This is a genomic window from Neglectibacter caecimuris (genome assembly GCF_034335015.1).
Taxonomy (GTDB): Bacteria; Bacillota; Clostridia; order Oscillospirales; family Acutalibacteraceae; genus Acutalibacter; species Acutalibacter caecimuris_A.
Genome location: NZ_JAWXXK010000006.1, coordinates 21,470 through 44,081, shown reverse-complemented (window position 1 = coordinate 44,081; position 22,612 = coordinate 21,470). Strand labels below are relative to the sequence as shown.

Genomic DNA, 22,612 nt, shown 5'->3' with positions numbered 1-22,612 from the left:
TTATGAAACTTAGAAAAACAGTTTGCGCGCTTGTATGCGCTTCTCTGCTTGCCGCCTCCGCCGCCATGGGCGCCGGAGCGGAAGAAATGAATACCGCCGCCCCTGCCGCGGCCTCTCATTCAGATTCCGGAATTTCCCCACAGGCAGAAGATGTGATCGAAATCAGATACCGCTTGGAGCCCTATACAAAAAAGTGGCAGTATCGCCGCTGGAATGTGACGCAAAACCGCTGGCAGGATTCCGTATGGATCTATGTTACCTGATTTGCAGAAAGTAAGCCCTGAGCCGCTAAACGGCCCGGGGCTTTTTTGCGCCCACTGGCAATGTCCCCGCGGGCAACAGCGCCCCTGCTTAGTGCAAAAGAAACTGATAAATTATAGTTTAGCGAACTAGTCGTTAGCTGTTAGTTGTTAGTCATTAGAGAAGAACAAGCTCTCTCCTTTGCCATTCTGAGGAGCATAGAGACGAAGAATCTCGTCCTTAAAGCCCTTCAAAAAGGCCCGAAGAACGAGATTCTTCGCTTCGCTCAGAATGACAGATGGAGAGTGAACACCTCGCCGTCGGTCGGGTCGGAAACCAGTCTCCTGCATCCAACAGCTTCACGAGTGCCTGCGGTGACTCACCGCTCAATCCCAATTTGCCAAACTTTTTCTTTGCCCTTCCTCATTGCTAATTGCCAATTCCACAAAACTCCTTCCCCTTTTCAAAAAAGCTTATACTTCCGATGGGGCTCGTCAAAAAGCTTCCAGCGCAGCCAGTCGTCTAAAAAGACTGCCGCCAGGGAGATCACCGTCCACAAAAGAGAATAGGGCAAGCAGATCTGCCCCCATAAATTCAAAGGCATATTGGAATAATCCCACACGTTCCAGCCCATCCACACATTGACAAAGAGTCCCGTTGCAAGCTCCAGAACGGTAATGATCCCGCCGCCCAGCAGCATTTGCCAGAAAAGCCCCAGGTTTCGGCAAAATTTTTCATTGATCAGGCCGATCAAAAGAAAGCACATGCCGCCTAAAAGCAGCATGCTCCAGTGAGAGCGCCCTCTGGCGACCTCTTCGATCAAAACGTACAGCACCCCGCCGATACAAAACAGCACCAGGGCCCTGCACCATTTCTGCATGCTTCGCAAGCCTATCCCCTCCTCAAACTTTTTCCTTCCCATACGTATGCCGCCCTGCGCCTTTCCAGAAGCCATTTCTCCCGGGCCGGGCTTGAAAACCGCAAATCGGCGCTGTATAATGGTTTCAGCTTTGAACGATCCAAGGAGGTTTTTTCATGAAAAAGACACATTGCAAAATCATCAGTCTTTTTCTGGCGATGTTTCTTGTAGTCGGCATGCTCCCGCTGTCCGCTTTTGCGGCGGAGCTGCCCTTTACAGACGTACCCGCCAGCGCCTGGTACCACGGGGCCGTGGCCTATGCCTATGAAAACGGGCTGTTTAACGGCACCGGCGCCACCACCTTTTCCCCCATGCGGCCCATGACCCGGGGCATGTTCGTTACCGTGCTGGCCAACGCCACGGATAATTACCGGAAGGAGGATTGGACAGGCAGAACCAGCTTTACCGATGTGAACACCGGCCTTTATTACGCCGCCCCCATCGAGTGGGCCTACCAGATGGGCCTGATCAACGGCGTTGGCAACCGGAAATTTGCCCCGGATACCCCGGTGACCCGCCAGCAGATGGCGAAAATTTTCTATGATTACGCGGCAAAAACAGGCAACACCACGGCGTATTCCAACACCACCTTCCACAGCTTTCCCGATAAGACCCAGGTTTCCGCCTATGCGAAAACCGGCTTAAAATGGGCCGCTGACCACAAGATCATCAACGGCAGCAGCGAGGGCGGTAAAAATTATCTAAAGCCTCAAAGTACCGCTACCCGCGCCGAGGTGGCCCAGGTGTTCAAGAACGCTCAAAGCGTTCTTTTGAAGCACACGGTGGATCAAAGCATCGTCATTCCGGAGAAAGACCCCACCGATATCGACCCGGTAGAACCGGAGCCCACCTTTCGGGCTCCTGTAAAATTCAGCAAAACCGCCGGAGGCGTCAGCGTAAGCGGAGTGGAATTCAACCCACAGAATGGATATTCCGCTCAGGCGGTTCTGGCCAACAACAAGCTCTACAGCACAGAAAGCGCGGCGGCCATTGCCAAGCGCACCAACGCCATCGTCGCGGTAAACGGCGCGTTCTACCAGTGCTATGATTCCAGCAAAAGCGACTATCTGACCACCTATTCCACTTTGATCAGCAACGGAAAGCTCCTTCGCCTGGACAACACCAACGCCCCCTACAAGCCCACCTTTGTGGTGGACTCCAACGGAAAAGCCTCCATCGAATTTTTTAAGACCCTGCAAAGCGTCACACATTTTCGAGACGGCCAGGTGATCGAGGCCCCCGGTACGGATCAGATCGGACTGAACCTTTCCGTTCCCCAAAATGACGGAACAAAAATGATTGCCACCAGCGCCTTCGGCAGCAAAATTTCCGGCAAGGTGCTGAACGCCGCAGTGGCCGATGAAAACGGCACAGTCACAAAGGTTTATCACAACGCTTCCGACGTACCGATCCCCAAAACCGGCTTTGTCCTTTACGAACGTAAAATGCGTTCTCAGTGGGATACTCTGGTGGGAAGCTGCCAGGCAGGCGATAAGCTGGAGCTTTCTGTGAAATACCAGGGCTCCTCCACCCAGGATATCGTCGCCGCCCTGAGCTGCGGCCCCACGGTGGTGAAGAACGGAAAAGCCTACGGCAACACTTCCACCTACCAGCAGGAAGGCTTTACCGACGCCCATGTGACCGGCACCTCCGCCGCCAGAATGGCCATCGGTGTGAAGAAGGACGGCACCGTGGTCATCGCCCATGCCTCCTGCACCTTGGGTCAGCTTGGCAGCGCCATGGCGGCCCTGGGCTGTCAGACCGCCATGAACCTGGACGGCGGCGCTTCCTGTGCCCTGTATGTTCAGGGCAGCACGGCAGTTTCCGCCGGCCGCGCCATGAGCAATATGCTGGTATTTACACAGAAGTAAAAACGGATTTTCTTTAAGGGCGCGAAGCAAAAAAAGTAAAACAACCGCTGCAAAACGTCAAGTTTTGCAGCGGTTGTTTTACTTTTCGATGCTGGATTCTGGATGCCAGATGATGGACGGTGGCGGCACCTACGGTGCAACAAAGGAAGGGCTGGGTAATAAATTTATAGTTTAGCGCACAGTTCCCAACTGTCATTCTGAGGAACGAAGTGACGAAGAATCTCGCCCTTAATTCCGGAAAAAAGGCAAAGGACGAGATTCTTCACTTCGTTCAGAATGACAGGTAGAAAGTAAGCGGTTCACCGCCAAATTTCAATTTATCCATCTTTTTCCACCGGGCCATAAGCTCTCCATCAGCGCTTACTCCCTTCCCGAATCAGGTGCGGCGGCACGCTGCCTCATTCCTCGCTGCTGATTGCTCTTTTTCCCTTTTGCCCCAGCTTTTTCATCGGCTGCTTTTTCCGCTCTCCCTTTCTTCTGGAAAGTGCCGCCTCGCGGTGAAGCTTTCGGTAGCTTTCCCAGCGCTCCCTGGGGATCAAGCCCTCGGCAACAGCCTGCAAAACGGCACAGCCCGGTTCCGTTTCGTGGCGGCAATCGGAAAATTTGCAGTGCCCGGCCAGCTCTTCGATCTCAGGGAAGGCCTCTCCCAGGCCGGTGCTTACGTCCCACATGCCCAGCTGGCGCATGCCGGGGGTATCGATCACCAGTGCGCCGCAGGGCAGGCGAAACAACTGCCGGTGGGTGGTGGTGTGTCGGCCTCTACCGTCCTCCTCCCGGATTTCGCCTGTCTCCATCAGCTCTTTCCCCGCCAGTCTGTTCAGCAAACTGGATTTTCCCACGCCGGAGGAGCCTAAAAACACCAGGGTCTGCCCGGGCTGCAAATAGGGCTCCAACGCCTCCATACCCTCTCCGGTTTTCGCGCTGACAGCGGCTACCCGCACCCCCGGGGCCGCTTCGACCGCCGCTTTGCGCTTTGCGGCATGGTCACCCGGCAGGTCTGCCTTTGTCAGCACCACCACCGGCTGTGCGCCGCTTTGCCAGGCCTGGGCAAGATACCGCTCCAGCCGGGAAACATTGAAATTCTCATTGAGAGACTGTACCACGAACACCGTGTCGAAATTAGCGGCAACCGCCTGCTCTGTGGGGCGGCCTGGCATAGGGTCCCGCCGGGAAAAGAAGGTACGGCGCGGCAGAGTGTGCAAAAGCACGCTGTCTCCCGCCGGTTGATAGGCGATCTCCACAAAATCTCCCACCGTGGGAAATTCCTCTGTTCCTTCACCGAAATAAACGGCGCTTTTCAACCTGCCGTAGCACTCCCCCTGCTCACAAATCAGCCCATACCGCTCTTTGTGCACAGCAGTCACTCTGGCAAGGCTTCCCGCTTCCAAACAGTATTCCTCGGGCAAAAGCCCGAATTCTTTCCAATCGATCATGCAATTCCTCCTGTGCTTTTCTGTGAAATATTCTTTTGGACACGAAACATTTCATAAAGCATCACCTCGCTTGGTAGTTGTTAGTTGTTAGTTTTTAGTTGTTAGAGAGGGATTCTGGAAGCTGGGCGGTGGTTGTAAAAAACACTCGATAAATTATAGTTTAGCGCCCTTAGGCTCCACTTACGAGAGTAAGGGGAGCTGTCACGGCTACGCCGTGACTGAGGGGATTTTAACTAGCGATTCTATGCTACTTTCTGCGTGTGACTATCCCTTCCACCGTCGTTCGGCGGTCCCCCTCCCCTTATAAATAAGGGGAGGCTAAGGATAGACAAATTCCAATTTATCAGACTTCCAGCCTTTGCCCTTTCTAACAACTTTTGGGCGCAAAAATGCCGCAAAAAGCAGCCTTTTTCATGCTGCTTTTCGCGGCTTGTTTTGACATGCCGTATGAAACCTCACGAAAGGTCGCTTGAAGCGGCAGGGGAGCGCCCCGCCCCTATGAAATTTTAGAGAAACGCACCCTCAAACACAAATTTCATAACACAACAGCTCCTTTCGTTTCAGTCAAGGCGCGGCAGGCTTTCCTGCCGTTCCTGCCCGTATTCTAGCACAGGAAATGGGAAAAAGCAAGGAAAATTCACTCAGGCCAGGAGAATCAGGGCAGAAATTCCACGGGCTCCACCTTTTGAAAGCTTTTTTCCGCGCTGCATTCCTGTACAAAGGGAAGCATTTCGGCAAAGGCTTCCTGAGCATTCTCCGTATCGGCGGCGAAATACGTCCACTGTGATAAATTACTGTGGGCATAATTGCAGTGGATATTGGAGGTATAGATCTCCACAACAGGATCCGTGATCCAGCCGCCCGTTTCCACCGCGCAGTCTTCCCGATAGGTAAAATAGCGCTGGCCGTCCTGCACATAGATGATATGAATTTCCAGGTCCTCCAGGCTCAGCTCCAGCCGTTCCGTTTTTCCCGCCTGCTGGTTGTAGCTGTTTTCCGCCTCCACTTTTTCAAAGTAGAAATGCTCCCGCCAGGCGGAAAGAAGCTCCGCCTCCTGTGCCCGGCAGCTTTCCGGCACCAGAAGGTTCATGGTGTTTTCCTCAAGCTTCAGCAGCTCCTCTACCGGCTTCCCCTCGGTGGTTTTTACAGGGTGCAGCAAAAAAATAGTTTTTGCTGACCTGAACGGTCCAGCCCGCAGGGTCAATCTCCACAGGATAATTCAGCCTGTTTTCCTCATACAGCGGCGTTCCCTTACCGTCGATATCCTGATAGTTATAGGCGTTCATCACAAAAGCGCCCAAATTCTCCTCCAGCAGGGGAAACAGCTTTTGGCTTCGCTGTGCGATCTCCAGATAAGCTTCAACGCTTTCGTCCTCTCCGCTGTACTGTATGGCGGTGGCGTACAGGGTTTTCCCCGCCGAATTAAAATTTGTGCTCTGCTCCCTGTCGGCGCCGCAGCCGGACAGGAAAAGAGCTGCCGCTAAAATGGGCGGCAGCAGTTTTTTGAATCTCTTCATACAATTTCCTCCCCTTCTGTTTCTTCCAGAATCAGGATATCGCAGTTTTTCTAAAAAATCTTTTCCTGTTCCTGAAGCTTTTCTTACGCCTGAGAAGCAAGCCGGGGCTCTTCTTCCCTTTCGGCGTTTTTTCCGTTTTGCTGCTTAGCCCAGAGCAGGCAGAGCGCGACTCCTGCCGCCGTGGAAAGCACATCGGTAACGGTTCCGGCAAAAACCAGGCCCACCAGGCCGAAGGACGCTTCCAGCAGATACAGCACCGGCAGGTAGAAGATCCCCTTTTGCAGCAGGGCGGTAAGGGTGGCGAAGGTCACCTTTCCCGTGCCCTGTAAATACACGGAGCAAAGCTGATAGATCCCGTAAAGGGGGCTTGCGACCATACTGCCGAGCACCATAAGCTTTCCGTATTCCAATATCCGGGGATCGTCCAGAAAGGCGGTAACAAAGACTTCCCTTCCCAGCAGGAACCCGGCCCCCAGGGCGGTGCTGAGCAGGGTAGCCGCAGCTCCCGTTCCCACCAAAATACTCCGCAGGCGCTTTTGATCCTTCGCGCCGAAGGCATAGGAAATAGCCGGCTGGATCCCCATACACACGCCCATCACGATCATGGCTGTCAGCATTCCGGCCTTGGCCGCCACGCCGTTGGCGGCCAAGGCGATATTGCCGTATTTCACCAGAAGCTGATTGCTAAACATGGAGGAAAAGCACATCAGCACCGTACCGGCCGCCATGGGCAGACCAAGGCTTAAGGTCCGCAAGGACACCTCTTTGCGCAGAGTAAAATACTTGGGAGAAATGGAAAAGCAGTCGCTTTTCCGAATGTGCAGAAACACCAGCATGCTGGAAACCACATTTCCCAGCACAGTAGCGGCAGCAGCGCCCGCGATCCCCCAGCGAAACACCAGAATAAAAAGCGGGTCTAAAAGAATATTGGTAAACGTTCCTAAAAGGCTGATCACCATAATCTTACCGGAAGAGCCATCTGCCCGCACGGCGTTTCCCAAAGCCCCGCTGAACATCAGAAAGGGAGAGCCCAATGCCACAATGGTCAGGTAAATGGAAGCATAGCCTATGGTTTCGCTGTTTGCGCCCATCACCCCCAGCAGAGGCTTCATAAAAACGAGCATAGCCGCCGCTAAAATAACGCCCACACCTGCCGAACCCCACACACAGAAGGAACTGTAATACTTTACACTTTCCCGGCCGCCTTTCCCTAAGGCTATGGCAATGGCGGTACAGGCACCGGAACCAAACAGCGTGCCCATTCCGGTAAAAATGTTGAACGCCGGGCCCGAAAGGGAAATGGCCGCCACCTGCAGGGTTTCCCCGGTCTGCCCCATAAAAAATACATCGGCCATGTTATAGAGCACGTTGACGATCATCACGACCACCACAGGCAGCCCCATGGTCAAAATCAACCTCCACACAGGGGCTTCCTTCATCATTGTTTCGCTTTTCATGATCTGCCCTTCCTCTCCTGAGAAGCGGCGGTTATTAAACCGACACTTGTTCTTTTATTGCATTTTCAGTATAATGCGAACAGAAAGGAAGAACAACCGTCAGTATTACAATAAGTGTTGGAATAATAGCTCCACTTACCAAGGGGAACTACTGTCTTTTGAGAAAGGAAGGCTTTTATGAACACCAAAAACAACCGCCGGGCCCAAACTACAGACGAAGCTATCGTGCGGGAGGTTTATGCTATCATTTGGGCAGAGCATCGCCCGATCAGCAAAATCACAGTACGGGAAATCTGCGAGCGGGCAGGCATCAACCGCTCTACCTTTTACGCCCATTATCAGGATATCTTTGATGTGGCGGAGCAGGTGGAAAAAACCATGGCAAAGATGCATTACGACCGTCTGAACATTATTTTTCTGGAAGGCGGAAATTTTCGCAGCGTGATGGAAAGCGTATTTGATTTTGTACAAGAGTACCGGCAATTTTATCAGCTGTATTTTCGGGAGATCAGCCGTGCCTCTTACCTGGTTGAAACCTTGAATCTGCCATTTCAGAAGCAGGTGCAAAAGCTCCAAGAGGCGGATCAGGGACACGGAATTCCCAGAGAGGGCGCTTACCACTACCATTTCTTCACAGCGGGCGTAACTTCTCTTCTGACCACCTGGCTGGACAGAAATTGCAAGGAAACTCCGGCACAGCTCTATGAAATACTGGAACGGGAATACGGGCCGGATTCTCTGTTTCGTATTTGGTCAGGTGCTGCAAATCGGTAAAAGCAAGCATACCGCAAATTGGCCTTACAGCTAAACGAAACGCAAAAAAGGAGCCTTACGGCTCCTTTTTTTGATTTTTTATGCTTCCTGCTCTGGCAGGGTTTCCAGAAGCGCGGCGGCTTCGCCCAGCCAATCGCCTTCAAAAAGCTCAATGGCGCCTTTGTCGCAGGCGGCTGCCAGCTTGGGCTCGATAGGCAGCTTACAGAGCACCTTCAGCCCGTATTTCGCCGCCACCTCATCAATGTGGCTTTCGCCGAACACAGAAAACTGCTTGCCGCAGTCGGGGCAGGCAAAATAGCTCATGTTTTCGATGAGCCCCAGCACAGGCACGTTCATCATCTTTGCCATCTCCACGGCCTTGGAGACGATCATGCCCACCAGCTCCTGGGGAGAAGCCACAATGACAATGCCGGAAAGAGGCAGGGACTGGAACACCGTAAGGGGAGCGTCTCCCGTGCCGGGGGGCATATCCACAAACATGTAGTCTACATCGCCCCACACCACATCGGTCCAGAACTGCTTGATGGCTCCGGCGATCACCGGGCCGCGCCACACCACCGGATTGGTCTCTTCCTCCAAGAGCAGGTTCACGCTCATGACCCGGATCCCGGTTTTGGTCTCTACCGGGTACAGGCCGCTTTCATCGGACATGGCCCGCTGCTTTAGGCCGAAGCACTTGGGGATAGAAGGGCCGGTGATATCGGCGTCCAGCACCGCCACCTGGTTTTCCCGGCGGCGCAGGGCCGTTGCCAGCAGGGAGGTAACCAGGGATTTTCCCACGCCGCCCTTTCCGCTGACCACACCGACGACCCGCTTCACATGGCTCAGATCGTTGGTTTTTTCCAGAAAGCTCTGGGGCGCGCCCCGGGAGGCGCATTCCTCGCCGCAGGTAGAGCAGTCGTGCGTACAATTTTCGCTCATAGTAAAAACTCCTTTTATTGATATCTCAGGGTTTGGTTTTCCGCGTCCAATACCGCTTTTGCGCCAATGGGAAGAATGGCGTGGTTTTCCCCGTGGCCGAAGTCGTCGCAGTACGCCACGGGAATATGGTTTCGTTCCCCTAAAAGCTTTAACCGGGCATACAGCTCCGGGCAGGGCCTGTCGCAATAATTTCCGAAAATCAGCCCGGTGACAGACCTCATAAAATCGCTTTGCTCGATCCGGGCCAAAAAGGCGCTCACCTGGCCCAGTCCGCTGTATTTTTCGTGATCCTCCAAAAACAGAATATGGGGCTCGTTTGGATTTACCGGAAAATATTCTGTCCCCAGCAGTAGACAGAAATTCATGGTATACCCGCCGCAGAGCACCCCCTCCGCCTTTCCGGGGGTAAGAGTGCGCCAGAGGGAATTTTTCTCGTGCAGCTTCATGCTGTCACTTAAAATATGCCCCGCAAACTGGCGGCGGTTATACTCTGTGGGCTCTGCAAAGCACCCCGGGTTTTGCCCATAATAGGTGCAAAGCCCCGTTTTCGCCCAGATGGCGTTTAAGATGGTGGTGCCATCGCTGTAGCTGCAGATCCGCTTCGGGTTTTCCCGGAACAGCGAAAAATCCAGGTAGGGCAAAACCTCCGGGCTGCCCTCTCCCCCGCCGAACAGGATAGATTCCACCGCGGGATCGGCCGCCAGCTGGTTCAGATCGGCGGCCCGCTCCGTATCAGAGGCCAGATAGCCCCAGGTATCTTTATAGAGGTTCTCCGCCTCCACCACCCGGAAGCCCGCCTTTTCCATTTCCCCAATGATATTTTTATACTCCCGGCTTCGGGGGATCTCCTGCCCCGGCGCGGCCTCATACAGCGGAACATGGCTTGGCGAGCAAAGCCCGATGGTCCCGCCCGGTCTCAGGCAAGGCGCAAGCATAGCAAGGCCTCCTTTTCCTCCTTTTGCCTATTGTACCCGATTTCAGGGCGTGGCGCAAGATGAGAGCGCGCGCAATTAGAAATAAGCAATGATAAAGGCGGAAGCAGAATTCAGTAAATTGGAATTTGACGGTTACTTGCTCACTTTCCAACTGTCATTCTGAACGAAGTGAAGAATCTCGTCCTTTGTCCTTTTGCTCTGGAATTAAGGTCGAGATTCTTCGTCACTTCGTTCCTCAGAATGACAGTGGGGAACTGAGTGCTAAACTACAATTTAGCGGTGTCCCTGTGGTCAGGTCAGAAATCATTTTCCTGCACCAAGTAGGGGCACGAGTGGCTGCGGCGCCTCGCCGCAAACTATAATTTATCGCTCTGTCCTTTCCCTTCATTGCTCACTGCTCATTCCTAATTGCTCATTGAAAGAACTCTTTCCTCAGCACTCCAGCTCGAACCAGAAGGTGCTGCCTTTTCCCTCTTCGCTTTCCACGCCGTAGGCGCCGCCGTGGAGTTCCAGAATGTTTTTTACGATGGAGAGGCCCAGCCCGGTACCTACCTGGGCCCGTTTGTGCTCCTTATCCACCTTGTAGTAGCGCTCCCAAATATCCTTGAGCTTGTCCTGGGGGATCCCTTCTCCGGTATCGGAAACGGAGATCCGCACCTTGCCGTTTTCCACGGTTTGGCGCAGGGTGACGGTTTTATCCTCTCCCGCGTAGGTGATGGCGTTATTGACCAGGTTGTAAACCACCTGGGAGATCTTCAGCTCGTCCGCCGTAACGAACACGTCCTCTTCCGCTTCAAAGGGGAAGCTGTAGCTTGCCAGCTTATCGTACCGGCGCAGAATGGCGCGAATGCTCTGCGTCAAATCAAAGCGCGTCCGTTCCAGGGTGATCGCGCCGGATTCCAGCCGGGAAAGATCCAAGAGGTCGTTGACGAGGCTTGTGAGCCGTTCTGTTTCCTCGATGATGATCTGCACATTTTCCGGCGTGTTTTCCCCTGGAAGGTCCCGCATGACCTCGGCATAACCCTGGATCATGGTAAGGGGAGTGCGCAAATCGTGGGACACATTGGCAAGAAGCTCCTTGCGCAGGCCCTCCACCTTGGAAAGCTCCGCCGCCGCGTAATTCAGGGTTTGGGCCAGTTCGCTGACCTCTTTGGAGCCTCCGGCCGCAAAGTGTATCTCATAATTTCCCCTTGCCAGCTCCTTGGCGGCCTCGTTGACCGCCGCCACCGGCCGGGAAATGCTTCTGGCGATGAAATAGGCCAAAAGCCCGCCCAAAAGCACCATAACGCCGGTCACGCAGACCAGCTGCACCTGCAGGGTCTCCACTGTGGCGTCTACCGGGGTGATCTCGCTTTCAATGAGGATCATTCGGTTCCAACCCGAGGCCGTCCGCATGACCTCCGCATACAGGATCACCTCAGGGCGGGCCCCGTCCTGATAGGTAAAGGGCGAGGTGTAGGTGGTAAGCTTCCTGCCGCCCTGAAGATTCACCTCATTGAAAATCGCCCGCAGATCGCTGCGGGTCATGCTTTCCAGCAGGCATTCCCGCTGGGTGGGCTTCCAGGCGCTGTACTGGGTGCCCAGCTCGTCCGTGACCAGAATATTGATGCCCAGATCATTGGAAAGCTTTTTGACCCTGGTATCCAGGTCGCTGTCTTCCAGCTTTCGCTGGATCAGCTCCGCCGCGCTTTTTACCTCCGCCGTTTTGATCGCCTGGTAAAAGGTTCCCAAAAAGGCGATCTGAAATACCCACAGCAGCACCGCGATCACCAGAATGAACACGCCGAAGCCCAAAGCGATCTGCCAGCGGATCTTCAGCGGCCCACGCGCGGGCTTTTCCGCCGGGTGAAATTGAGGAGAATACGGCGTTTCCATCAGGTCACCTCAAAACGATATCCCACACCACGGAGGGTCACGATAAATTTGCTGTAGGGGCCTAAGGATCTGCGCAAAAGCTTGATGTGGGTATCCAAGGTTCGGTCGTCCCCGTAAAAATCATACCCCCACACATTGGTGATGAGCATCTCCCGGGTAAGGGCCAGGTTTTTATTGTGGACAAGATAGCAGAGCAGATCGTACTCCTTAGGGGAAAGCTCCGTGCGCTCTCCGTCCACCGTGACGATGCGGGCATCAAAATCGATGGAAAGGCCCTCGAAGGAAACGGTATTTCGCTGAGGTGCGTGGGCCCGGGGACGCACCCGGTTCATAATGGCCCCCACCCGCATCAAAAGCTCCTTGGGGGAAAAGGGCTTTACCACATAGTCGTCCACCCCCAGCTCAAAGCCGTGGATCTTATCGTATTCCTCGCCTCTGGCAGAGAGCATCAGTACCGGGGCGGCGGAGACCTTGCGGATCTCCTTTACGGCGGAAAAGCCGTCCAGCTCCGGCATCATCACGTCCATGATGATGATATCAAACTTTTCCGGCTCCCGCCTGCACAGCTCCACCGCCTGCATGCCGTTTTCCGCCTCTGTGACCCGGTGCCCCTCAAACTCCGCATATTTTCGGATCAGCGTTCTGATTTTTTCCTCATCGTCCGTAACCAGAATATGGTACACAAAAAACACCCGCCTTTTGTTTTTCGATTTCTCACACGGCATTTGATAAATCAGGATCTGTCTATTCGCTTATTTTATCGCATACGCGTGAATTTTCTGTGAAGATTCGGGAAAGCAGAGATGAGTTCTTTCCTTCCTGAAAAAGGATTTCCAAACTATTTTTAATAATAATCTGAACAGGGGAAATTTTCAAGAGTAAAAACTTCCTTATTGACTTTTTAGAAAAAAGAGAGTAAGATAATTCTAGGAGAACTATCTACATTTCTTCTATGTTCAAACAAAATAACTGGAAACTTGTTACAAGGAGGAACCGGTATGCTGCCTGTCATTACGATTGCACGCCAATACGGAAGCGGAGGACACGAAGTGGGAGAAAAGCTTGCGCAGAAGCTGGGGATCCCTTTTTATGATAAAGCCTTGATCGCCATGGCGGCAAAGCAGAGCGGCCTTTCTGAAGAGGTATTCGCCAACGCAGATGAAAAGGCTACCAGCAGCCTGCTGTATTCCATGGTCATGGGAGGCGGCTATGGTTTTGGCTCCCGGATCCCCGGGCTTACCGAAATGCCCATCAACGACAAGCTGTTCCTCATTCAATCCGATATCATTAAGAAGGCTGCGCAGGAAGGCCCCTGTGTGGTCATTGGCAGATGCGCCGATTATATTCTGCGGGAATTCCCCCATTGCCTGAATGTGTTTATCCATGCGGACAAAGCCTCCCGGGTACAGCGCATCGTTGCGAAGGAACTGTGTGAGGAGAAGAAGGCTCCCGACTTTATCACCAAAAAGGATAAGCAGCGGGCCAATTACTACAACTTTTACTCCAACAACCGCTGGGACGATTTGAGCAACTACGATTTTACGCTAGACACCTCGAAATTTACCATAGAACAGGCTGTGGAGCTTTTGGAGGACGCCACCAGGAAACTAGATGTGTAAAGCAATTCAGCTTTTCATTAAAACCCTGAAAATACCGCACTGCATCTCAGAAAGGAAGAAGCTGGAAAGGAATTTCCCTTTCCAGCTTCTTCCTTTCTTGGCAAAGCTTCTTTAACGCCGTCAAGCCGGATCCCCCAGCACGTCCCAGGGTGTGAGCATCCCCAAAAGACGCTGGCCGGGGCGGCCTGTTTCAGTAATAAAAACGACGGACACCCTCTGGTTTTTCCCCTTTACCTTTTCAAATTTTTTCCGCACGGAAAGGTAGGTCTCCTTTCGGGAAACAAATTCGTAATGTTCCATGTGCTCTTTGATATCCAGATATTTTTCCAGCTCCCGCAGAGTGGTTTCCGGAGTCAGGGCTTTTCTGTCCCTGAGCTGATAGCGGAACACCGCGCCGGCGCTGAACACACCGAAAAACCGTCCTTCCCGCATGACAGGAATATGGGAATAGCCGTTTTGATCCATCAGTTCCATAAGCTTTAAGACCTTCTGGTTCAGCTCCGCTTTCATAAGCCTCTCTCCCCTGGTGGCAAATTCCAGGGCCAGGGGCGGGCGCTTGATAAATTCCAGGGCTTCCTCCATGGCCTTCACCACCGAAGCGGAGGGGACCGCCACCGGTTCTCCGTTCAGGTTGGCATTGTGGGTCAGGAGATTCCGTATCTCCCGGCAAATATCCAGCTTTTCCCGAACAGGCTCGCTTTCTTCGGCTTTCAGAAATTCCATGACAATGCTGGAATGGCGGCGGCGCTCTCCCTGGTATTTTTCCTCCAAGGCTTCCTCCGCCTGCTTGTAGAGATCCAGAAACACATCGATCCTGTTTTCCTCTTGCTCGGTCATAGTTTGCCCCCTATAGCAGCTTATCCGATGAAAAGCCTTTGAGCTGCTCTGCCACGGAAGCGGCGTCCCGCTCGATAGAGGCCCGAAAAGCTTCTCTGAAATCCTGAAGAGCCTTGATATCCTGGATCAGCCTGTCCCGCTCCTTTTCCAGCTCCCGGCAAAGCAGCCTGCGCTCCGCCTCGTCCTTTGTTTCAGGAGAAGTGCGGGCTTCCTCCGCGCGGCCGCGAAGCTGGGCGTTTTCTCCCTGGAGGCTCTCCAGCTGCCCGGTAAGGACCCGAACCATGCTTTTCCCCTCCGCAAGCTCCCGCTCCGTCTCGTCCACCGCCACAAGCAGCTCTTCTAAAAAGGCGTCTACCTGACCGGCATGATACCATTTGCCGCGGCTGCGAAATTTCACAGTGTCTATCGCCTGCTTTGTCAGCTTCATGCTTCGTTTCCCCCTTCTTCCGGTTCTTCCAGCAGCTTCATAAGCTCCTTCTTTCCATACAGGGCGTTGAGCGCCTGCAAAAATCCGCTTGCGGAAAGCCGCTCCGGCAGACCCAGCCGCTTTTGCAGGGCCTTTCTGCGTCCGGCGCTGTCCGCCCAGCCGGAAAGCCCCAGGGCAAATAGATCTGCCTTTACAAGCTTTTCCCCGTCCTGCTCCCGTTTTTCATCGGAAGTGACACTTTCTCCGGGCGTTTCCAGAAGCGTGGCCCCCGCCCGCAGGATCGCTTCCCGCAGCGTGGGAAGGTCTATTCCCTCCACGCCCAGCGTGCCCGCTTTGGAGGGAGTGGCCTTTCGCCGCTCCTTTCCCGGCACATCGGGGATATAGGCATGCTTCAGCTGAGAGGGCGGAATGCAGGAGGAGATCTTCCCACGGATCAAAAAGCCCGCGCCGTCGCTGTCTGTCAGCACCAGAAGGCCCTGCTTTTCCGCCAGGCGGCGAAGGTAGTTCATTTTTTCCCTGTCCTGAAAAATGCCGAAGCCCTCTGTTACTACAATGGTGCCTTCCAGCAAAGAAGAAAGCTTGATCTTATCATATTTTCCTTCTACTACCACAGCTTCCTTGATACGGATCACGCCTTCTTTTCCCCCCTTACCGCCAGCAGGAGCTTCGCAATGAGCTCCTCCAGCACGATCCTGCCGGACAGTTTTGAACCCTTCAGCGCCAGATCTGTTTCCAGAAGGAGCTCCAGGCTTTCCCGCAGCACCTCCGGCTTCAGGCTTTTCACATTGCGCTCCGCGTTGCGCAGTCGGAATTCCTTGCCCTTATAGTCGCCGTAATCACCGGCGGCGGAAGCGGGCCGGCCGCTTCCCAGGGCGATCCACACCCGGTACATATCGATATAGGCGGAGCTGAGCGCGCCCAAAATGGCGATGGGCTCCTCGTTTTGATAAAACAGCACGTCCAGCAGGCTGTAGGCCTTTTCGTAATTTCCCGCCACCAGGGCGTTGCACATGAGAAACACGGTGGTCTCCGTGGTTTTCGGCACCAGCGCCTCGATCATTTCCTCCGTGATCTCCGGCAAGGCCCCGCCGCCCTGTTCCTCCGCCTGTCCTAAGGCAAAAGCACAGAGCTTTTCCATTTCGTGGAGAAGCTGGGTCACGTCCTGCCCGGCATATTCCACGATCCGCGCGGCGTTCTGCCGGGAAAGGGCACAGCCCGCCTTTTCCGCTTCCCGAAGCAGCAGCTTTTGCAGCTCGGCAGCGCTTCGCCGCTCATGGATAAGCACACCGCCTCTTTCTCCAACTGCCTTTAAGAGCTTCTTCCATTTGGCCGATTTTTTTCCGTCAAATTCCAGGGTGGGATACCAGAATACCAGGCTGGTGGTATCGGGAGAGGTTTCAATGAGCTCGTAGAGCTTTTGCAGCTCTACCGCGTCCTTTTCCTCCGCATTGAAATCCGAAACAGAAACGCATTTGTGCTCCGCGAAAAAAGGGAGGGCCAGCGCCGCGTCGGCAATGCTGTCGATAGAGGAATCGTTTCCGAACTCGTTGCGGTTGAATTCCGGGAAGGCTTCGCCCGCCGCCTTTTTCACCAGGCGGCTCGCGCTGCGCTTTACTAGGTATTTTTCTTCTCCCGCGATCAGGTACACGCCGCAAAGTTCTCCGGCGGCAAGCTGTTTTTTCAGCTCGGCTTCCGTCAATTCAGGCACATGCTCTCCCCCCTGAAGTTACTGGTCCCGTCCGGGAAAAGCTCCAGATACAGTCCGTTGCCGTCCGGCGCCAGATACCGCCCCGGCGGCAGCTCTCCCAAAGGAACGCTTCGGTATTCTCCTATTATAGCATCATTCTGCAAAACGGTAAACGGGGAATCGATCTGACTTTTCTGCTGGGTGGTAAACAGCACCTGGCATGTGCCTTCTCCGCTTTCCCCCGTTTCCACAATAACGGAAACACCGTTCGCCTCGATGGTGATTCGGGCCATTTCAGAGGAAGGCGTGAGCTTTACCCCGTCCAGCACCTCCAGTTCCTCTCCGTCCCGCCAAACCAGCTGCCACGCGTCTTCCGCCAAAAGCGTTACCTCACGGCCCAGATAGGCGTTTTCCGGCAGCGCCAGCCGCTCCACGGGAAACGCCTTTAGCAGGTAAGCGGCTCCTTCCCTGGCATCCCGATCCCGTACCGGAAAGCAGATCAGTTCTACCCGGCGGACTCCGTTTCGGGTCAGCAGTGCTTCCGCCGCGTCGGTTTGATATCCGCCCAGGGAAAGCACCGCCGCCCTGTCGCCCCGCAATACCGCCACACAGGTGGAATTCGGTACGGCGGCCACCGTCACCGTACCCGGATCTGTTCCGGTCAGAAAAGCGCCGCAGCCGGCTAAAAAGACGACGCCCAGCAGCACGGCGGCTGTCATGCCCCGGCTCCGCTTTACAAAGAGCAGCGTGAACAGAAGCAATACAATGCCCACCACGGCCACCGCCCACACCGGCTGAGAAAGATCCAGCACGGAATTAGGCAAAGCCGCCAGCCGCTCCGCCGTTTCCAGGGAAAACCGGGCCAGCCACCCGGCGCAAAGCGTGAAAGGTTCCGCCAGGGGAGCCAGAAGGGGAAATCCCCCGAAAAATGCGGAAAGCAGGGCGCAATAAAGCAGCAGCGTACAGGGGTAGACCAAAAGCAGGCTGGAAAGCGGGGCTAAGAGGCACAGCTCCTGAAACACCAGCATCTGCACCGGCAGGGTAAACAGCACGGCGGAAAAGGTCATACCCAGGGAGGCCGCCACCGGGGTGAACATACGGCGAAGCAGAAACCGTGCTTCAAAAGGCCGCAGCAGGGCGCCGGAAATTTTGCTTCCCAGCAGCAGGATCCCCAAAGTGGAGCAGGCGGACAGGGCAAAGCCCAGATCCCCGCCGGAAAAGGGATTCCCCACGCAGATCACAAATACCGCCACTCCCAGGGAATTCACACTGTCCGTCCTTCTGCCCAGGCACCCTGCCAGCAGGGCAAGTATGTACATGATGCCGCTGCGCACCGCGGAAACAGGAAACGCGGTCAATAGCAGAAAGCCAAGGATCGCCCCGGCGGTAAGCAGGTTTTTCCCCACCCGCCCGATGGGCAGCCTGCCGAACAGGAAGGCAAGAAAAGCCGCCAGTGCCGCCATGTGCAGACCGGAGATCACCAAAAGATGGTAAGCGCCGATCTTCCGAAAGCTTCGGCCGCCCTCCTGGGGAATTCGGCTTTTCTCTCCCAGCAGCATAGCCCGGATCAACCCGCTTTCCGCCTTCGGCAGGCGCTTTTCAAAGCTTCTTCCCAGCCGGTGCCGCAGCTGTGCGAAGAACTTGCCCGGCGGGCTTTCCTCACCGGGAATGACCTGGATCTTTTCATAGTCGGAAAAATAGGCTCCCAGCTCCACACCGTCCGCCAGATAGGAGTTCCGGGTGGAATACAGGCCACCGCCGCTGCTGAAGGTGAAAAATTTCACGGTGCATTCCAGCCTGTCGCAGGGGTGACAGGAAATGGCGTTCCAGGAGGAAAGCCGGACGGTAAAGGCGGGCAGAGCCTGCACCCTGCCGTCCACCGTCACCTGCTCCACCTCCAGGAGAAAAATGCTTTTTCCGCGTCTTTCCTCCGGGTAATCCAGCACCGTGCCACTGATTTTCGCTTCCGTTCCGATCAGCCGCTCTACAGGAGATATTCTCGTGTTCCAGGCGTGAGCATACCGAAAGAGGCAAAACGCCGCTGTCAGCAGCGCCAAGGAGGGGAACAAAAGCTTTCTGAAAAAGAGCTCCGCACGCTTTGGCACAAGGGCCTCTTTTTCCTGTTTCTCCGCCCTTCTTCTGGTGAAATAGAAACCTGCCAGCCCTAAAAGGAAAAGGATCCCCACTCCGGCACTAACGGCAGAAAACAAGATAGCAAAGCTGGCCCCCTTACAGGCGGCCAGCACAAGAGCGAGAAACGCGCTTCCTCCCAGCAGGGCAAAGGGGCGCCTCACTTACTTAAAGAACAGGGGCAGCGGCTCCAGGTAAAGGATATCCGTGCGGTCCTTGGCGTCTCCCTCCGCCAGCACGCAGGCCTTGCCCACCACCTTGCCGCCGATGGCGTGCAGCAGTTCCTCCATGGCGGCAAGGGATTCCCCTGTGGAGATCACATCGTCCACAATGAGAATGCGCTTGCCCTTCAGGTTTTCGCAGTCCGCCTTGGAAAGATACAGCTTCTGCACATGGTCGGTGGTGATGGATTTGACCTCTACATGGATAGGCTCCTCCATATAGGCCTTGATCCCCTTGCGGGCCACCACGTAATTCCGGCAGCCGATACGGGCCATTTCATAGGCCAGGGGGATCCCCTTGCTTTCCGCCGTGACGATCACATCGTGCTCCGGGCATTTTTCCAGCAGGGCCTTAGCCACCGCCTCGGTGATCTCCACATCGCTGAACATCACAAAGCCAGCAATGTCCATATGCTCATTGATAGGGCAGATGGGAAGCTCCCGCTCACACCCGGCAATGTTCATTTTATAGACCTTTCCCATACAGTATTCTCCTTCAACTTTGTAAATTGGCCTTGCGGCCAGATTTTTTATAGTTTTGCACACAGTTCCCAACTGTCATTACTGAGCAAAAAGCAAAGCCAGCTTTGCTTTGTCGAAGAATCTCGTCCTTTATTATCTGAGTAAAGAGCGGAAGGACGAGATCCTTCGCCAAGAAAGCAAGGTTCTCCTTGCTTTCTGCTCAGGATGACAAGTGGGAAGTAAGCGGTTCGCTGCTAAATGATCAATTTTCCGGCGGAAAGGGCGGCCAGCCCATCGTGCGCTTTCCCAGCAGATGAAAGTGCAGATGTTGTACGCTTTGCATGCCGTCTTTCCCGCAGTTATTGACGATGCGAAAGCCGTTTGTGAGCCCCAGCTCTTTCGAAAGCTTTGCCGCCGCTTCAAAAATACGGGCCACTACCCCGCTGTTTTCCGGCGTGATCTCCTGGGCGGAGGCAATGTGCTCCTTGGGGATCAGCAGCACGTGGACCGGAGCCTGGGGATCCAGGTCGGCAAAGCCTAAAACACAGTCGTCCTCGTACACCTTATCAGAGGGGATCTCCCCCGCCGCGATCTTACAGAAAATACAGTCTGCCATCTGCTTTGTCACTTCCTTTTCTTTTTGCTCCGTTTATGCTTCCAGCTGCTTTTTTACCAGCTCCGGCACAGCGGCCAGGGCTTCGTCCAGCTTGGTCTGGTCTTTTGCGCCGGCCATGGCGAAATCGGGCCGTCCGCCGCCGTTTCCGCCGGTGATCACGGCGACCTCCTTCACAAGATTGCCCGCCTTCAGCCCCTTTTCCTGGGCGGCCTTGCTGCACACCGCCGCCAGAGAGGCCTTTCCGCCGCTGACGCCGGCAAACACCGCCGCCGCGGGCTCGGGCCGCTCCTTCACCTTATCGCACAGCGCCCGAAGGGCGTTGCCGTCCATGCCGGAAAGCAGGGCGAACATCACCTTTACGCCGTTTACTTCCTGGGCGTTTTGGAACACGCTTTCCAGGTTGGCGGAGGCCATTTTGGCATTCAGCGCCTCAATGGTTTTCTCCTTTTCCTTTGCTTCGGCCATGACCTGCCTGGCCCGCAGGGGAAGCTCCGCCGGATTTAAGACCTTCATGGCCTGGGCCGTTTCCTGGATCGTATGGCTCTGGGCCGCCAGCACAGCCAGCACACCCGCACCGGTCACGCCTTCGATCCTGCGCACGCCGGCGGCCACGGAGGACTCGGAAACGATCTTGAACAGGCCCAGCCGGGAGGTGTTATCCATATGGGTACCACCGCAGAATTCCTTGGAGAAGCCGTCCTCCACGGAAACTACCCGCACCACATCGCCGTATTTCTCGCCGAACAGAGCCATGGCCCCGCTCCGCTTTGCTTCCTCAATAGGCATTTCCACCATGGTGACGGGAACCGCCTTCAGAATCTCATCGTTGACCGCCATTTCCACCATGGCAAGCTCTTCGGGAGTCATGGCGGAGAAATGGGTAAAGTCAAACCGCACGTGTTCTTCATTGACCAGCTGCCCAGCCTGCTCCACATGGTCGCCCAGCACCTTCCTGAGGGCCGCCTGAAGCAGATGGGCCGCGGTGTGATTACGCATGATGGCCTTTCTTCTCATAACGTCCAAAGAGGCTTCCAGCTTGTCGCCGGTGCTAAGAGTGCCCTCCGCCACCACGCTGCGGTGCAGATAGATCCCCTCATGCTTTGTGGTATCCACCACATCGACGGAGACCCCCTCGGCCTCCAGCACGCCGCTGTCTCCCACCTGGCCGCCGCCTTCGCCATAGAAGGGGGTGCGGTCCAGCACAACGGAGACTTCCTCACCGGCGGAGGCGCTTTCCACCCGTTCCCCATTTTTAATAATGGCAAGCACCTCCGCGCCGGTTTTCAGCTCCGTATAGCCGGTAAATTCCGTGGCGGGCAGTCCGGCGGCCGCGGTATTTTCGCCCTTCCAGGCGTCTGCTCCCGCGTCCTTTCTGGCGTTTCTGGCCCGTTCCTTCTGCTGGCGCATCAGCTCCCGGAAGCGCTCTTCATCTACCTCCATGCCCCGCTCGGCCAAAATTTCCCGGGTCAGATCCAGGGGGAAGCCGTAGGTATCGTTCAGGGTAAAGGCGCTGTCGCCGGAGAAGACCTTGGAATCCGCCTTGTCGATCAGGCTGTTCAAGAGGGAAAGCCCCTGGTCGATGGTTTTGGCAAAGCTCTCCTCTTCGAAGGCAATGATCTTCTTGATGGTGGTCTCCTTTTCCCGCAGCTCGGGATAGGCCTTCTCATTTTCCTGGATCACCGTCTCTGCCAGTTCGGAAAGGAAGGGACGGTCGATCCCCAGAAGCTTTCCGTGGCGGGCCGCCCGGCGCAGCAGACGGCGGAGCACATAGCCCCTGCCCTCGTTGCTGGGCAGCACGCCGTCACCGATCATAAAGGCGGTGGAGCGGATATGATCGGTGATGATGCGCAGGGAAATATCCGTCTTCGGGGAAGCGCCGTATTCCACCCCGGAAATTTTTGAAACATGTTTCATAATATTCTGCAGCGTATCCACCAGGAACAGGTTGTCCACGTCCTGCATGACGCAGGCCAGGCGCTCCATGCCCATGCCGGTGTCGATATTTTCTCGGCCCAGGGGGGTGTAGTTGCCCTGGCCGTCGTTATTAAACTGAGAGAACACCAGGTTCCAGATCTCTACATAGCGGTCGCAGTCGCAGCCCACATCGCAGGTGGGCTTATGGCAGCTGTGCTCAGGGCCCCGGTCAAAATAGATTTCAGAGCAGGGGCCGCAGGGGCCGGAGCCGTGCTCCCAGAAATTGTCCTCCTTGCCCATGCGGCGCATGTGGCTTTCGGGCACACCGATCTCCTTCGTCCAGATATCCCAGGCAGCGTCGTCCTCCAGATAGACGGTGACGTAAAGCTTCTCCGGGGGCATTTCCAGAACCTCCGTAAAGAATTCCCAGGCCCAGGAGATGGCTTCCCTTTTGAAATAGTCGTTGAAGGAGAAGTTCCCCAGCATTTCAAAGAAGGTGCCGTGCCGGTCGTCGATGCCCACGCTGTCGATATCCGGGGTTCGAATGCACTTCTGGCAGGTGGTCACCCTGACCCGGGGCGGCGTGACCTCGCCGGTAAAGTATTTTTTCATGGGAGCCATGCCGGAATTGATCAGCAAAAGGCTGTTGTCTCCCTGGGGGATCAGCGAAGAGCTGGGCAGCCGCAGATGCCCCTTGCTTTCAAAGAAGGCAAGATACTTTTCTCTCAGTTCGTTCAGTCCTGTCCATTTCATAATG

Annotated in this window: 21 protein-coding genes; 4 read left to right on the top strand and 17 right to left on the bottom strand. The window is 55.1% G+C overall.

The features are described from left to right. The first annotated feature begins 2 nt into the window (after positions 1-2). Positions 3-263 (top strand): hypothetical protein, encoded by a 261-nt coding sequence (locus U8T64_RS09715; protein ID WP_322183216.1) that lies wholly within the window; start codon positions 3-5, stop codon positions 261-263. A gap of 440 nt (positions 264-703) precedes the next feature. Here the strand turns inward: U8T64_RS09715 and U8T64_RS09710 are convergent, their stop codons facing one another. Beyond that, positions 704-1,162 (bottom strand): putative ABC transporter permease, encoded by a 459-nt coding sequence (locus U8T64_RS09710; RefSeq protein WP_322183215.1) that lies wholly within the window; start codon positions 1,160-1,162, stop codon positions 704-706. 113 nt (positions 1,163-1,275) lie between these two features. On the opposite strand from U8T64_RS09710, the gene U8T64_RS09705 reads away from it, so the two are divergent. Continuing rightward, a complete protein-coding gene (locus U8T64_RS09705; protein ID WP_322183214.1) occupies positions 1,276-3,030 on the top strand; it encodes an S-layer homology domain-containing protein in 1,755 nt (584 codons plus the stop codon). Between the two features lie 398 nt (positions 3,031-3,428). Here U8T64_RS09705 and rsgA read toward each other — a convergent pair whose 3' ends face one another. The 4 genes from rsgA to U8T64_RS09685 all read right to left on the bottom strand — a co-directional run bounded on the left by rsgA (position 3,429) and on the right by U8T64_RS09685 (position 7,437). Further along, positions 3,429-4,463, bottom strand: a complete 1,035-nt coding sequence (gene rsgA, locus U8T64_RS09700) for a ribosome small subunit-dependent GTPase A (protein ID WP_322183213.1) — start codon at positions 4,461-4,463, stop codon at positions 3,429-3,431. Positions 4,464-5,118: 655 nt separating this feature from the next. Beyond that, complete coding sequence (locus tag U8T64_RS09695; protein WP_322183212.1) at positions 5,119-5,622, bottom strand: bacteriocin-associated integral membrane family protein; 504 nt, start codon at positions 5,620-5,622, stop codon at positions 5,119-5,121. Next, positions 5,564-5,980: a hypothetical protein gene (locus U8T64_RS09690; protein WP_322183211.1), complete on the bottom strand. Its 417-nt coding sequence runs from the start codon at positions 5,978-5,980 to the stop codon at positions 5,564-5,566. The genes U8T64_RS09695 and U8T64_RS09690 overlap by 59 nt, the downstream gene beginning before the upstream one ends. Positions 5,981-6,063: 83 nt before the next feature. After that, positions 6,064-7,437 carry an MATE family efflux transporter gene (locus U8T64_RS09685; protein WP_322183210.1) on the bottom strand — a complete coding sequence of 458 codons (1,374 nt, stop codon included), beginning with the start codon at positions 7,435-7,437 and terminating at the stop codon, positions 6,064-6,066. Between the two features lie 177 nt (positions 7,438-7,614). On the opposite strand from U8T64_RS09685, the gene U8T64_RS09680 reads away from it, so the two are divergent. Next, on the top strand, positions 7,615-8,211 hold the full coding sequence (locus U8T64_RS09680; protein ID WP_322183209.1) for a TetR/AcrR family transcriptional regulator: 597 nt from the start codon (positions 7,615-7,617) through the stop codon (positions 8,209-8,211). A 78-nt stretch (positions 8,212-8,289) separates the two neighbouring features. On the opposite strand, the gene U8T64_RS09675 is transcribed toward U8T64_RS09680, so the two are convergent. The 4 genes from U8T64_RS09675 to U8T64_RS09660 all read right to left on the bottom strand — a co-directional run bounded on the left by U8T64_RS09675 (position 8,290) and on the right by U8T64_RS09660 (position 12,625). Continuing rightward, entirely contained in the window at positions 8,290-9,132 is an 843-nt protein-coding gene (locus U8T64_RS09675) for a P-loop NTPase (protein WP_322183208.1), read from the bottom strand. A gap of 14 nt (positions 9,133-9,146) precedes the next feature. Further along, on the bottom strand, positions 9,147-10,067 hold the full coding sequence (locus tag U8T64_RS09670; RefSeq protein WP_322183207.1) for a S66 peptidase family protein: 921 nt from the start codon (positions 10,065-10,067) through the stop codon (positions 9,147-9,149). 432 nt (positions 10,068-10,499) lie between these two features. Further along, complete coding sequence (locus U8T64_RS09665; protein ID WP_322183206.1) at positions 10,500-11,942, bottom strand: sensor histidine kinase; 1,443 nt, start codon at positions 11,940-11,942, stop codon at positions 10,500-10,502. Continuing rightward, a complete protein-coding gene (locus U8T64_RS09660) occupies positions 11,942-12,625 on the bottom strand; it encodes a response regulator transcription factor (RefSeq protein ID WP_322183205.1) in 684 nt (227 codons plus the stop codon). The genes U8T64_RS09665 and U8T64_RS09660 overlap by 1 nt, the downstream gene beginning before the upstream one ends. A 315-nt stretch (positions 12,626-12,940) precedes the next feature. Here U8T64_RS09660 and U8T64_RS09655 point away from each other — a divergent pair, with 315 nt between their 5' ends. Continuing rightward, positions 12,941-13,561 (top strand): cytidylate kinase-like family protein, encoded by a 621-nt coding sequence (locus tag U8T64_RS09655; protein ID WP_322183204.1) that lies wholly within the window; start codon positions 12,941-12,943, stop codon positions 13,559-13,561. A 120-nt stretch (positions 13,562-13,681) separates the two neighbouring features. On the opposite strand, the gene U8T64_RS09650 is transcribed toward U8T64_RS09655, so the two are convergent. The 8 genes from U8T64_RS09650 to alaS all read right to left on the bottom strand — a co-directional run bounded on the left by U8T64_RS09650 (position 13,682) and on the right by alaS (position 22,608). Further along, positions 13,682-14,398, bottom strand: coding sequence for a CBS domain-containing protein (locus U8T64_RS09650; protein WP_322183203.1), 717 nt, complete (start codon positions 14,396-14,398; stop codon positions 13,682-13,684). Between the two features lie 10 nt (positions 14,399-14,408). Next, positions 14,409-14,825, bottom strand: coding sequence for a hypothetical protein (locus U8T64_RS09645; protein ID WP_322183202.1), 417 nt, complete (start codon positions 14,823-14,825; stop codon positions 14,409-14,411). After that, on the bottom strand, positions 14,822-15,457 hold the full coding sequence (locus U8T64_RS09640; protein ID WP_322183201.1) for a ribonuclease M5: 636 nt from the start codon (positions 15,455-15,457) through the stop codon (positions 14,822-14,824). Before U8T64_RS09640 ends, U8T64_RS09645 begins: the two co-directional genes overlap by 4 nt. Further along, positions 15,454-16,533 carry a DNA polymerase III subunit delta gene (gene holA, locus U8T64_RS09635; protein ID WP_322183200.1) on the bottom strand — a complete coding sequence of 360 codons (1,080 nt, stop codon included), beginning with the start codon at positions 16,531-16,533 and terminating at the stop codon, positions 15,454-15,456. The genes U8T64_RS09640 and holA overlap by 4 nt, the downstream gene beginning before the upstream one ends. After that, positions 16,521-18,617 (bottom strand): ComEC/Rec2 family competence protein, encoded by a 2,097-nt coding sequence (locus U8T64_RS09630; RefSeq protein WP_322183199.1) that lies wholly within the window; start codon positions 18,615-18,617, stop codon positions 16,521-16,523. The genes holA and U8T64_RS09630 overlap by 13 nt, the downstream gene beginning before the upstream one ends. A 189-nt stretch (positions 18,618-18,806) precedes the next feature. Beyond that, positions 18,807-19,346, bottom strand: a complete 540-nt coding sequence (locus U8T64_RS09625) for a phosphoribosyltransferase family protein (protein WP_322183198.1) — start codon at positions 19,344-19,346, stop codon at positions 18,807-18,809. A 241-nt stretch (positions 19,347-19,587) separates the two neighbouring features. After that, the gene (locus U8T64_RS09620) at positions 19,588-19,941 is read right to left on the bottom strand and encodes a histidine triad nucleotide-binding protein (RefSeq protein ID WP_322183197.1); all 354 of its coding nucleotides are present in this window, start codon (positions 19,939-19,941) and stop codon (positions 19,588-19,590) included. 33 nt (positions 19,942-19,974) lie between these two features. Next, complete coding sequence (gene alaS / locus U8T64_RS09615; protein WP_322183196.1) at positions 19,975-22,608, bottom strand: alanine--tRNA ligase; 2,634 nt, start codon at positions 22,606-22,608, stop codon at positions 19,975-19,977. Positions 22,609-22,612: the final 4 nt, after the last annotated feature.